The sequence below is a fragment of the Silvanigrella paludirubra genome, from assembly GCF_009208775.1.
GTDB lineage: Bacteria > Bdellovibrionota_B > Oligoflexia > Silvanigrellales > Silvanigrellaceae > Silvanigrella > Silvanigrella paludirubra.
Genome location: NZ_WFLM01000004.1, coordinates 31247 through 43559, shown reverse-complemented (window position 1 = coordinate 43559; position 12313 = coordinate 31247). Strand labels below are relative to the sequence as shown.

At 34.4% G+C, this 12313-nt stretch carries 16 protein-coding genes; 12 read left to right on the top strand and 4 right to left on the bottom strand.

Annotated elements, in window-relative coordinates; genetic code table 11:
- Positions 1 to 5 precede the first annotated feature (5 nt).
- The 9 genes from secY (at position 6) to GCL60_RS10745 (ending at position 5658) form a co-directional block, all read left to right on the top strand.
- On the top strand, positions 6 to 1328 hold the full coding sequence (gene secY / locus GCL60_RS10785) for a preprotein translocase subunit SecY (RefSeq protein WP_153420671.1): 1323 nt from the start codon (positions 6 to 8) through the stop codon (positions 1326 to 1328).
- 13 nt (positions 1329 to 1341) lie between these two features.
- Positions 1342 to 2004, top strand: coding sequence for an adenylate kinase family protein (locus GCL60_RS10780; RefSeq protein ID WP_153420670.1), 663 nt, complete (start codon positions 1342 to 1344; stop codon positions 2002 to 2004).
- A gap of 104 nt (positions 2005 to 2108) precedes the next feature.
- Positions 2109 to 2390, top strand: coding sequence for a translation initiation factor IF-1 (gene infA / locus GCL60_RS10775; RefSeq protein ID WP_397602260.1), 282 nt, complete (start codon positions 2109 to 2111; stop codon positions 2388 to 2390).
- 37 nt (positions 2391 to 2427) lie between these two features.
- Positions 2428 to 2541, top strand: a complete 114-nt coding sequence (rpmJ, locus tag GCL60_RS10770) for a 50S ribosomal protein L36 (protein WP_130610638.1) — start codon at positions 2428 to 2430, stop codon at positions 2539 to 2541.
- 23 nt (positions 2542 to 2564) lie between these two features.
- Positions 2565 to 2933 (top strand): 30S ribosomal protein S13, encoded by a 369-nt coding sequence (rpsM, locus tag GCL60_RS10765; protein WP_153420668.1) that lies wholly within the window; start codon positions 2565 to 2567, stop codon positions 2931 to 2933.
- A 26-nt stretch (positions 2934 to 2959) separates the two neighbouring features.
- Positions 2960 to 3346, top strand: a complete 387-nt coding sequence (gene rpsK / locus GCL60_RS10760; protein ID WP_148698264.1) for a 30S ribosomal protein S11 — start codon at positions 2960 to 2962, stop codon at positions 3344 to 3346.
- Between the two features lie 439 nt (positions 3347 to 3785).
- Positions 3786 to 4775, top strand: coding sequence for a DNA-directed RNA polymerase subunit alpha (locus GCL60_RS10755; protein WP_202614021.1), 990 nt, complete (start codon positions 3786 to 3788; stop codon positions 4773 to 4775).
- 21 nt (positions 4776 to 4796) lie between these two features.
- Positions 4797 to 5189 (top strand): 50S ribosomal protein L17, encoded by a 393-nt coding sequence (gene rplQ, locus GCL60_RS10750; RefSeq protein ID WP_153420666.1) that lies wholly within the window; start codon positions 4797 to 4799, stop codon positions 5187 to 5189.
- A 118-nt stretch (positions 5190 to 5307) separates the two neighbouring features.
- The gene (locus GCL60_RS10745; protein ID WP_153420665.1) at positions 5308 to 5658 is read left to right on the top strand and encodes a zinc ribbon domain-containing protein YjdM; all 351 of its coding nucleotides are present in this window, start codon (positions 5308 to 5310) and stop codon (positions 5656 to 5658) included.
- Between the two features lie 43 nt (positions 5659 to 5701).
- On the opposite strand, the gene GCL60_RS10740 is transcribed toward GCL60_RS10745, so the two are convergent.
- From GCL60_RS10740 to GCL60_RS10730, 3 genes are read right to left on the bottom strand one after another with little or no spacing between them, the layout of a single operon-like run.
- Complete coding sequence (locus GCL60_RS10740; protein WP_153420664.1) at positions 5702 to 6862, bottom strand: sensor histidine kinase; 1161 nt, start codon at positions 6860 to 6862, stop codon at positions 5702 to 5704.
- On the bottom strand, positions 6859 to 7464 hold the full coding sequence (locus GCL60_RS10735; protein ID WP_153420663.1) for a hypothetical protein: 606 nt from the start codon (positions 7462 to 7464) through the stop codon (positions 6859 to 6861). The genes GCL60_RS10740 and GCL60_RS10735 overlap by 4 nt, the downstream gene beginning before the upstream one ends.
- Entirely contained in the window at positions 7461 to 7835 is a 375-nt protein-coding gene (locus tag GCL60_RS10730) for a response regulator (RefSeq protein ID WP_153420662.1), read from the bottom strand. The genes GCL60_RS10735 and GCL60_RS10730 overlap by 4 nt, the downstream gene beginning before the upstream one ends.
- Before the next feature lie 263 nt (positions 7836 to 8098).
- On the opposite strand from GCL60_RS10730, the gene GCL60_RS10725 reads away from it, so the two are divergent.
- From GCL60_RS10725 to GCL60_RS10715, 3 genes are all read left to right on the top strand, one after another.
- Entirely contained in the window at positions 8099 to 8530 is a 432-nt protein-coding gene (locus GCL60_RS10725; RefSeq protein ID WP_153420661.1) for a MarR family winged helix-turn-helix transcriptional regulator, read from the top strand.
- 59 nt (positions 8531 to 8589) lie between these two features.
- Positions 8590 to 9012 (top strand): organic hydroperoxide resistance protein, encoded by a 423-nt coding sequence (locus GCL60_RS10720; protein ID WP_153420660.1) that lies wholly within the window; start codon positions 8590 to 8592, stop codon positions 9010 to 9012.
- A gap of 230 nt (positions 9013 to 9242) precedes the next feature.
- A complete protein-coding gene (locus GCL60_RS10715; protein WP_153420659.1) occupies positions 9243 to 9656 on the top strand; it encodes a DOPA 4,5-dioxygenase family protein in 414 nt (137 codons plus the stop codon).
- 195 nt (positions 9657 to 9851) lie between these two features.
- On the opposite strand, the gene katG is transcribed toward GCL60_RS10715, so the two are convergent.
- Positions 9852 to 12095 (bottom strand): catalase/peroxidase HPI, encoded by a 2244-nt coding sequence (gene katG / locus GCL60_RS10710; protein ID WP_153420658.1) that lies wholly within the window; start codon positions 12093 to 12095, stop codon positions 9852 to 9854.
- Positions 12096 to 12313: the final 218 nt, after the last annotated feature.

The following is a 12313-nucleotide window of genomic DNA, read 5'->3' as shown; positions in this document are numbered from 1 at the left end:
AGAGGATGCCTCAGGGAAGTGGCTGGACAGAAAATGTCCTTGTAAAGCGTTTGTTGTTTACATTGTTAGCACTTCTCGTTTTCCGCTTTGGAGTGCATATCCCTGTGCCAGGTATTGATGCAAAAGAGCTTGCTCTTTTTGCAAGTCAGCAGGGTGCTGGTTTATTAAAAATATTTAATATGTTTTCAGGCGGTGCGTTAAGTCACTTCTCCATTTTTAGCCTTGCAGTAATGCCTTATATTTCTGCAAGTATTATTATTCAACTCATGACTGTAGTTGTTCCTTCACTGGAACAAATGCAAAAAGAGGGTGGCGTAGGCAGACAAAAGATTACCCGCATTACAAGGAGTCTTTCTGTCCTTTTAGCCCTTGTCCAAGCTTATTTATTATCTGCTGGATTAGAGGCATCAAGAGGACCTAATGGTGGGATGATCGTTCTCGATCCTGGCTTATCTTTTAGACTCATGTCTTGTGTTCTAATGGCTGCTGGAAGTTGTTTTGTGATGTGGTTAGGTGAGCAAATAACAGACAAGGGTATTGGAAACGGAATTAGTTTACTTATCTTTGCTGGTATCGTTGCTTATTTACCATCTTCAGCCAATACAATAATTGAAATGGTAAAACAAAATAGCGGGGCTTTATTAGGAGCTCTTGGTATTGTTGCCTTTGCTTTACTTCTTGTATTTGCTGTTACTTTTTTTGAGCAAAGTTATAGAAAAGTTCCAATTCATTATGCAAAAAGATTAGTTGGAAAAAGAGTAATGTCTGCGCAAGCAACACACTTACCTTTAAAGGTAAATATGGCTGGTATTATGGCTGCCATTTTTGCTTCGACTATTCTTGCTGTTCCGGCAACTTTCCTAAGTTTCGGAAGTGCGGCTGGTAATGTTTGGTTAGCTGATTTTTTACCAGGTCATTGGTTATATAATGCGGTCTTTGTTGTATTAGGCATGTTCTTTTCCTTTTTCTATGCATCTATTGTCTTTAAATCAGATGATGTTGCTGAAAATTTAAAAAAACAAAATGCTTATATACCAGGGGTACGTCCAGGTAGTGAAACTGCAGAAGCTTTAGATACCGTTGTAACTCGCCTTACCTTTGCTGGTGCGATTTACATGAATCTTATCGTTGTAGTTCCTTCATTAATTGGTTCTGCATTCTCTCAACAAATGACTTTTGGCGGGACATCTCTTTTGATTGTTGTTGGTGTGGGTCTTGAAGCAATTCGCCAAGTAAGAGCACAACTCGCAACTCAAAAGTATGATTTTCTAATTTTCCCATCTCAATCAAGAGATACAACGACAGCTAATAATGATACAAGGCTATGAAGCAGGGTTATAAATGAAGGTAATCATTTTTTTAGGCCCTCCAGGCGTAGGTAAAGGGACTCAATGTTCTCTTTTAAGCGCGCGCCTAGGAGTAAAGCATATCTCAACTGGCGCCATCATCCGTCAGGAAATTGCTTCCGAATCGGCTCTTGGATTAAAAGTTAAAAGTATTGTTGAGTCTGGACATTTAGTTGATGACAAATCAATTTTTGAATGCCTTGAAAGTACTTTAAATGTAATGAAGCCCAAACAGAATGACATCATTTTGTTAGATGGCATTCCAAGAAATCTTTCTCAAGCAAAAGAATTTGATGTTCTTATCAGCAAATTTTCTAGCAAAGTGGATTTAGTTCTCTCGCTATCTGCGGACCTAGACAAGTTGCTAGAGAGATTTGAAAAAAGATGGACTTGTTCTTCTTGCGGTAAGATTGATTCCATTCCAACTGGAACAGACGTAGCGAATTATGTTTGTAGTAGTTGTGAAAAAATGGGAACAATGTTTCGCCGTAAAGACGATGAACCTGAAACAGTAAAAAGACGTTTTACTGTTTACCAAAAGGAAACTGAACCTTTGGTTTCGTACTATGCTGATAGAAATAACTTAAGCATTATTGATGGGTTACGTCAACCTGAGATTGTTTATGCTGAAATTGTATCAATTTTGTTAAGAAAATAAAGATTGAACTTGATTTAAGCAGCAGATTGGGATACCCAATAACGCTCTTTGTTCTCATTGGAGTATGAATGTAAATGGCTGAATATGAAAATAAACCTAAAAAGGTGAAGTTTGACGAAGACGATAAAGCCAAAAAGGTTGAGCTAGAAGAAGATGACAAACCTAAAAAGGTTGAATTGGAAGGTATCGTTGCTGAAAAATTACCTAACAATTTGTTTATAGTAGAACTCGACAACAGTCTCAAGGTTTTAGCTCATGTATCTGGTCGAATGAAAATGAATTGCATCAATATTTTACCTAGCGATAGAGTGAAAGTTGAATTGAATCCAAATGATAAGACTAAAGATGGCAGGTTTAGAGCTAAAATTGTTTTTAGGTCTAAATAATAATATTTTTGTGAGTTTTTACTAGGAGTTTTTGCTAATGAAGGTTAGAGCTAGTGTAAAGCCAATTTGCGATAAATGCAAAGTAATTCGTCGCGTTGGTGTAGTAAGAGTTATTTGTGAAAATAAAAAGCACAAGCAGCGTCAAGGTTAATAGAAAAATATCGGAGGTTAGTTGTGGCAAGAATTGCGGGCGTTGACATTCCGCGTAACAAGCGTATCGAAATTTCGCTTACGTATATACATGGTCTTGGTCGTAAATCCTCTCAAAAGATATTGGATCAATTGTCTATAAATAGAGACATGCGTACCCAAGATCTTAACGACGATCAGATTAACGCCATAAGAAAGCTTATTGATACAAACCACACTGTAGAAGGTGATTTGCGTCGTCTTGTTCAGTCCAACATCAAACGTTTGATGGACTTGGGTTGTTATCGTGGTCTTCGTCACCGTAAAGGTTTACCTGCTCGTGGACAAAGAACGAAAACAAATGCGCGTACGCGTAAAGGTCCAAAGAAGACGGTAGCGAATAAGAAGAAGTAACTTCTAAAGTGTGAGGTATTTTGATAATGAATAAGGTAGTATCAAAGAAAAAGCGTGTTAAACGCAATGTTCCAACTGGAATAGCTACTATTTCTGCAAGTTTTAACAATACAATTGTTACATTTGCAGATGCGAATGGTGACGTTATTACTTGGTCAAGTGCTGGTAGCAAAGGTTTCAAAGGATCTCGCCGTAGTACTCCATTTGCAGCACAAGTTGCTGCAGAAGATGCTGCACGTAAAGCGATTGACTGTGGAATGAAAAGTTGCTCAGTTATAGTTACAGGCCCAGGTTCAGGCAGAGAATCCGCAGTACGCGCTATTTCTGCAACTGGAATTAAAGTAACACTTATTAAAGACGCAACACCTGTTCCACACAATGGATGCAGACCGCCTAAGCGTCGTAGGGTTTAATAGCAAAATATGAGGCATAATTTCTTTAAAACGAAATTATGCTTTGTTTTGGATTATAATTTATAGTCCATTTGTTTTAAACACCTAAAAAACTATGATCTTTTTTGATTATAGAGTGTTCATTAAATCTTACTGAACTTGCATAAAGTTCAGATTTGTTTTGACAGTACTTTTAAGCTAATTGATAAGGCAGTCAAACTTTTAACACGATGGATTAATTGGTGTTATTAGTTTAATGCTTTATCGTTTTCTCTTGGTAAATGTTAAAAATAGTGCTACAAGGCAACTTGTATCGCTTAGTCGTGCTTTTTGCAAAATAAGTTCTTGATATTTTAAGGACTATAATGCACGAGCAATGACAAGTGAGCCTTTATATTTATAAAAGCTCAAAAGGTACTTTGGGGCAAAATACGAAACGGAAAAGTTGACGGAGTCAATAATGCAGAGCAACTGGAAGGCGCTGTTAAAGCCGCAGTTTATTGAAAAAGAAGATATTTCTTCTGCTTTTGGGAGATTTATAGCTAAGCCTCTGGAGCGTGGTTTTGGTACTACGTTAGGTAACGCATTGCGTCGTGTTTTGCTTTCTTCTCTTCAAGGTGCTGCTGTTGTAGGTTTGCGCATTGAAGGAGTAGAGCATGAGTTTTCGACAGTTCCTGACGTTTCAGAAGATGTAACAGAGGTTGTTTTAAACTTGAAAGCTTTGGATGTATGGCTCGACACAGAAGGTGAAAAAACCGCTATGATCGATGTTGTAGGTCCGAAGGTAGTAAGGGGATCTGATGTCATTTCAGACGGATCGCTTCGCATTTTAAACCCTGATCACGTCATTTGTACGGTTGGAGCAGGTGGAAAATTTAAAGCAGAAATTACCGTAAGAACTGGTAAAGGATACTTAACAAGCGATGCCGTTAAAGATGGTTTGCCATTAGGTGTTATTCCAATAGATGCTGTATTCTCTCCTGTTAAAAGGGTTAGTTTCAGCGTTTCTGATACACGTATTGGACAACGCTCTGATTTTAACAAACTTATTTTAGAAATCAGTACCAATGGTGCTGTTACTTCTGAAGATGCTTTGGCTTATGCAGCTAAAATCCTTAAAGATCAGCTTTCTATCTTCATAAATTTCCAAGAGGCTGATGATGAAGTTCAAGTGATTGATTCTATTCAAGTGGATGCTCGTTTGAATGAGAATCTATATAAATCAGTTGATGAACTCGAACTTTCTGTGAGAGCTGCTAACTGCCTTGAAAATGCAGGTATTCGTTATATCGGAGAACTTGTTATTAGAACTGAAGCCGAAATGCTTAAAACAAAGAATTTTGGTCGTAAAACTTTGAACGAAATTAAAGACCTCCTTGCTGAAATGGGACTCCATCTTGGCATGAAGATAGAGGGATTTGACCCTACTAAACTAAGGGATAGAATTTAGTCTGATTAAGGATGGAAGAACATGAGACATCGTTTAGCGCATAGAAAATTAAACAGAGATTCTGCTGGTCGTAAAGCGCTTCTCCGCGGTTTAGCAACTCAATTAATTGAGCACGGTACATTAGTAACAACTATTGAACGCGCAAAAGAATTAAGAAAAATTGTTGAACCTCTTGTTGCTTTAGCACGTGTTGATAGCGTTAACAACCGCAGAAGCGCTGCTTCAACTCTATATAGCAAAAAAACAGTAGGTGACCTATTTTCAAGAGTAGCTCCACCAAACGCTCAAAGACAAGGTGGTTACACTAGAATCTTAAAACTTGGATTTCGCCCTGGCGACCATGCAAGAAGAGCGATCATTGAATTTGTAGAACCAACTGCAATCAATAAAGTAGAAGCTCCTGCTGCAAACTAATTTTCAAATTAGTTTTAGTAATTAGCTATAAAAAAGATCGGTGGAGAAATTCAGTCTCTACCGACTTTTTTTATGTCTTAAATAGATTCAACCAATCACGAATTAAGGAAATAAAATTATGAGTGATTTACCACAATGCCCAAAATGTGATTCTGCGTATACTTACGAAGATGGCGAACTATTAATATGCCCAGAATGTGCTCATGAATGGTCAAAAAACTCCAATAAAAATGATGAACAAGCTGAACAGTACATTGTTCGTGATTCCAATGGAAATGTTCTTGCTGACGGGGATATGATTACTGTTATAAAAGATCTTAAAGTAAAAGGATCATCATCAGTTATTAAAGTAGGAACCAAAGTAAAAATTATTCGTCTTGTAGAAGGCGATCATGATATTGATTGCAAAATAGAAGGGATTGGCCCAATGCAATTAAAATCTGAGTTTGTTAAGAAAATTATGAACTAATTTGTATCATGTATTTTAAAATATAATTATATTTTTCTAGTGATTATTTCTTTTTAGTGATTTGTATTTTAGGTAACACAACTACAAAAACTGTATTTTTCTCTTTCCTATCTAAAAACAAATCTCCTCCATGATCCTTAATAATTCCTCTTGATATACTCAAACCGAGCCCTGTTCCTACACCTATTTCTTTAGTGGTAAAAAATGGTTGAAAAATTTTATTAGCAATATTTTCAGATATTCCTACTCCATTATCAATTATTTTTATTTGTATAAACTCTTCTTCAACTGTCAAAGATATTTTTATCCATTTATTTTCAGTTAAATTGCTTAAAGCATGCTGAGCATTACTAAGAAGATTAAGTAACACTTGAGAAATTTGAGATGGCCTACAATCTATTTCCAAATCATTAAAATTTCCTTCTATCATTATTTCAACATTATTTTCCTGCATCCTAGCTGAACATAAAGCTATTGTATCATTAATAATGTCAATTATTTTATTTTTTGTAAAAGGATCTTTCTCAGAAGATCTTGCAAAATGCCTTAATCCTTTAATAATAGATTCTATTTTTTGACAAATTGAAATGATAACATCAGAAAACTCAATAACCTTTTCTAAACTCTCTGGTGATTTTTCAAGCATTCTTTTTATTTGACTTGCTCTTAAAAGAATAGCTCCTAAGGGGGTATTTATTTCATGAGCAATACCACCAGCCATTTCTCCTAAAGCAGCAAGTTTTGAAGTTTCAACAAGAGTTGTTTGTGTATCTTTAAGCATACGTGTTTGGCCACGTGCAAAATTTTCTTTAGCTAAATATGAACTACTGTCATAAATTTCGATGCAGCAGAAAAATTTATTTTCAAATTGAATAGGACTAAGAATTATTCTTGGATTAATACGTTTTTCATTTTCGGAATACAAGGGAAGCGGAGACAACCCAAATCGCTCGGAGATAATTGTATATTTTCCCGATTCCAAACACCATTCTATTCCTGTTTTAAGTCTTAAATTTAAATTAATTTCTGGAAATATGTCTGTAATAAATTTTCCGACAGCATTTTCCGAATCTATTTTTGAATGCTGAAATAACCAATTATTCCATATAAATATTTTTTGAGTAGAATCAATTAAGATGACTCCATGACTAATTTCTGAAAGTACTTTTGCATATAAAAGCTCAATACTCTTATCCATAATCATGAAGAAATTATCCTTTCAAAATACTTATCAAGCTTAGGTGCAATATCTTTTATGTCATCTCGATTTATAAATAGGCTTATTCTTCCTAATGAAAGTGAATTAGAAAGTGAAAATATCATATTTAGAAGCATAAATTCTTCATTATTATTTTTTGAAAAAATAAAATCATCTGGAAAATTACCACTAATTACTTTAGGAGCAGAAGTAAGAAATTTACATTCTAATGCTTTTTCAAACTCACAAAGACAAGAAGAAAGAATAATATTTCCAAATTCACTTAATGTTTCTCTTTCAAAATTTCCAAATTCTTGAGGTAATTCATCATATCCTAAAAGAGAAGAAATGACTTCAAGGCAAGAACCATGATCATAAAGAATCATAGCATCTCCTTGATACTCACCTTCAAACTTTTGTTTTATTCCTATTGTTTTCTTATCAATAAGTTCTGTTGCTAACTCATTTAATGAGCCTTGGTTAAGTTTAGGAACAGAGAGGACAATTTGTGAGGATAACATTTCAGAAATAATTTTCGCAGCTTTTCCAACTCCTCTATTAAATAGTTCTTTAATAATATCTTCTTGGATCTCAGTTAATAAGCTCATTTTGAATCCTTTAAAGCAATATTATTAAAGATCGTTAAAAGTTGTTCTTTTAATCCTTCTTTGCTTAAAAAGTGGATTCCACGTTTTTGAACTTCTTCTTTAATTGAACTTTGTGTATTTGCTGTTAAGAGGCCAATTTGATTTGCTTTATAAAGTGAAATAATTTCATCTATAACTTCAATGCCATTCATAGTATCCATATTATAATCAACAAGAATAAATTTAATTTCAGAAAATTGTTTTTTTGCTATTTCTATTCCTGCTTTTGGATCTTGAAATTTTAGCATTTCCACATTTGGAATAATATCTTTAATCAATCTCTCTACTTGGCTCAAAGCTAATTTGCTATCATCAATGGCAAGAACTTTCATACCTTAAGCTTACCTCAATATACTTAAATAGATTATGATAAAGACTTTCCGTAGGTTGTTTATCGACTTTTATTAGTTTTAAGTAAACGTCAAAAGTAATTATTAGATAAATATTTACATTTAATTTCATTGGATTGATGGAGGATTCTTATTTAACACAATCAAGGTTCCCCAAATTCAAGTTCAAAAAAAAATAAAAACCTCTAAAAAATTGCTTGCAATATAATCGTAAACGATGTATTATTCTTTTAAGGGAGAGTGATGTGTCCTTGATTCTTGACCAACAGCTATGTTTTTTAGTGTATTCAACTTCATTAAGCTTTAATAAAGCTTATCAGAAGCTCTTGAAAGAATTAGGCATTACCTATCCGCAGTACCTTGTTTTGCTTGTACTGTGGGAAAGAGAACCTCAAACTGTTTCGAAAATTTGTAATAGTCTTTATCTTGAAACAAGCACAATCACACCGCTGTTAAAAAGGTTAGAGTCTTTACATTTAATCGAGAGAAAGCGTGAAGTTACGGACGAAAGACAAGTAAACATTACCCTAACAGAAAAGGGTAAAAAACTTAAGGATAAAGTCCGCCACATTCCAGTGGAGCTAGGGAATAGCAGTAATCTTACGAAAGAGGAAATGAATCACTTGATGATAGGTTTGGCAAAGTTAAGAACAGCGTTGCTAAAAAAGAAGGTTTGATTTTTTTAACATTTTATATCGTTTAAGATATAATATAACGCGATACAATTGGGGGTTTTATGTTAGAGAAGGTTTTATATTCAACAAGCGCGAAAGCAACGGGCGGTCGTGATGGCAAAACAGAAACTGTAGATGGAAAAGTTAAGTTCAATCTATCTGTTCCAAAAGAATTGGGTGGTCCAGGCGGAGAAGGAACGAATCCAGAACAACTATTTGCCATGGGCTACAGTGCATGCTTTTTGGGCGCAATGAGACACGTTTCTGGTCTTGAAAAAATTCAATTATCACCAGAAACAACCATTGAAGGAGTCGTGGGCATAGGGCCTATTCCAAATGGATTTGGAATTGAAGTTGAATTAAAAATTCATGTTCCAAATATGGAAGTAGCAAAAGTAAAAGACATAGTTGAAAAAGCTCATATTGTTTGTCCTTATTCAAATGCAACAAGAAACAATGTTAATGTTAAATTAACGGTTATCTAAAATGAATTAAAATTTTTTAGATTGCTTTTTCAGAAGAGAGAATAAATTTTAATTTATTCTCTCTCTATTTTTTTAATCATAAAAGTTTATTAAATTTAAAAATTACAATAAATAAAATTTAAAAGATTCTTATATGTTGAATTGACTAATTTATCTTTAAAAATTACATTTAGCATTATTCAATTTTATCCTAAAGTTGGTTTCATTAAACCACAGAAAATAGGGAATTTATGACAATAATTAAAGAAGTGTCTATAGAAGAAATTGATAGTTACCATGCTCATGTTTACTATGAAATGCATAATGGATTTGAGGCTGCTAAAGCGCTTGCCCAATTAATTTCAAATCGTTTTCAAAATATTATTGTTTCAAACTTATTTGACAAGCCTGTTGGGCCACACCCTGTGCCCATGTTTGAGGCCGATTTTAGTATAGAGACATTTCATACTTTTGTACCATGGTTAATGCTAAATCGACAAAATTTAAATATATTAATTCATCCAAATACAAAAGATATGTATGCAGATCATCTTATTTTTCCAATTTGGCTTGGAAATAAGTTAGAGCTAAATGAAGAATTTTTAAGAATTTCTTCAAATGTTTTAAAAAACACAACACCTAAAGAAAGATTAGAATTAATGTAATTATAAATATTTTTAATTAACATTATTTCTATCTTTGAATTAATTCTTCGAAATATTTTATATCCTGATTTGTAAATTTTCTTTTAACCGATTTTTCATAGTCTACTTCTCTAAAATAATCGAGCTCAATTTGTTTTTTGTCATCTTATAAAAAGGGAATATTTAAATTCTGCAAGTAGACTAAAAAATAAATTTTTATTTTTTAGTCTTTATCATATCTAAATTCATTACCTTATTCCAAGCAGCAACAAAATCTAGCACAAACTTTTTCTTGGAATCACTACTAGCATATACTTCCGCTAAGGCTCTAAGTTGAGAATTTGATCCAAAAATAAGATCGGCAATGGTGGCCGTCCATTTTAAATTTCCTTTGGCGCGATCTCGCCCTTCAAATATCCCCTTAGAACCAGTTAACTTTTGCCACTTGATATTCATATCAAGTAAGTTAACAAAAAAATCGTTTGTTAATGCACCCGGTTTATTCGTAAAAATACCATGCTTGGTATTCCCATAATTCGTATTTAAAACACGCATGCCACCAATTAAAACAGTCATTTCTGGAGCAGTAAGAGTTAAAAGATTCGCTCGATCTACTAAAAGCTCAGCAGCTGCTTGCTCATGTCCTTTACGAATATAATTACGGAAAGCATCTGATGTAGGCTCAAGAACTGAAAAAGATTCTTTATCTGTTTGACTTTGCAAAGCATCCATTCGTCCTGGGGTAAATGGAACTTTAACAACATGACCTGCTTTTTTTGCCGCAGCTTCAACAGCGGCACACCCACCTAAAACAATTAAGTCAGCAAGAGAAACTCTTGTTTTACCTCTTTGTTTACTATTAAAATCATTTTGAATTTTTTCCAGTTTTGCTAGAACTTTTGAAAGTTCTTCGGGTTGATTTACATCCCAATCTTTTTGTGGAGCCAAACGAATGCGTGCCCCATTTGCACCTCCGCGTTTATCGCTTCCACGAAATGTAGAAGCAGATGCCCATGCAGTTGAAATTAATTGAAATATAGTAAGACCTGATTTTAATATTTTTGCTTTAAAAGCTTTAATGTCTTTTTCTGCAATTAATTTGTGATTTAATTTTGGAATAGGATCTTGCCAAATAAGTTCTTCTTTTGGAACCAATGGTCCTAGATATCTAGCAATAGGACCCATATCTCGATGTGTTAACTTAAACCATGCACGCGCAAACACATTTGCAAACTCTTTTGGATTTGCCATAAATCGACGAGATATTTTTTCATAAGCAGGATCTATTCGCATAGCCATATCGGCCGTGCTCATCATCGGTTTGTGAAATTTTCCTGGAATATGCGCATCTGGAACTGTATTTGCTCCCGATTGCCCTTTAGGAATCCATTGATGTGCTCCTGCTGGGCTTTTTGTTAATTCCCACTCGTAACCAAATAAGGTTTCAAAATATGAATTATCCCATTTTATAGGAGTCGCTGTCCAAGCCCCTTCAAGACCACTTGTGATGGCATGAGCACCTTTTCCTGTACCAAAAGTATTTTTCCATCCGAGTCCTTGTTCTTCAATTTCTGCGCCTTCGGGCTCAGGTCCAACATATTTACTTGGATCAGCGGCTCCATGTGTTTTTCCAAACGTATGTCCACCTGCAACAAGTGCAACGGTTTCTTCATCATTCATTGCCATGCGTGCAAACGTTTCTCGAATGTCACGGGCAGAACCCATTGGATCAGGCTTGCCGTTTGGTCCTTCAGGATTTACATAAATAAGACCCATTTGAACTGCGGCCAATGGATTGTCTAATTGGCGATTGCCTTTATAACGTTCATCACCAAGCCATTTTCCTTCCGGTCCCCAAAAAATATCTTCACCAGGTTCCCAGACATCTTCACGACCACCTGCAAAACCAAACGTTTTAAATCCCATGGATTCAAGAGCAACATTTCCTGCAAGAATCATTAAATCTGCCCAAGAAATTTTACAGCCATATTTTTGCTTGATAGGCCAAAGCAAACGACGCGCTTTATCGAGATTTCCATTATCAGGCCAGCTATTTAAAGGAGCAAAACGTTGTGTTCCAGAACCTGCACCACCACGACCATCTGCTATTCGATACGTTCCTGCACTATGCCAAGCCATTCGTATAAAAAAGGGACCATAATGACCATAATCTGCTGGCCACCAATCTTGAGAATCTTTCATTAGAGCATGAAGATCTTTAATTACAGCATTTAATTTTAAGCTTTTAAATTCTTGCGCATAATTAAATTGCGGATCCATAGGATTAGATAATTTTGAATGTTGATGCAATATATTGATGTTTAATTGATTTGGCCACCAATCTGCATTGGTTTGTGTACCTAAAATTGTGTTTTTACGAAAACCACTTGAATAAGGACATTTATCATTGTTTTGCAAAGTGTTCTCCTCTACATGATTTGTAACTTTATACGCAATCATATTACTGCCGTTTAAATAATTATGCAATTTAGAGGATTAGAGGTGTGACATGTTGATTTTTAATTTATTTTTATTCTTCGCAAAAGGTAACAACAAAATTTGTTACAAAAAAAGAAATATTGTAATTTGTAAAAAAATATTCATGAATTAAAATCTTATCAATGATTAAAAAAAACTATAAAAAATTTGTGAATATATAATCTATTTTATCTCTTAAA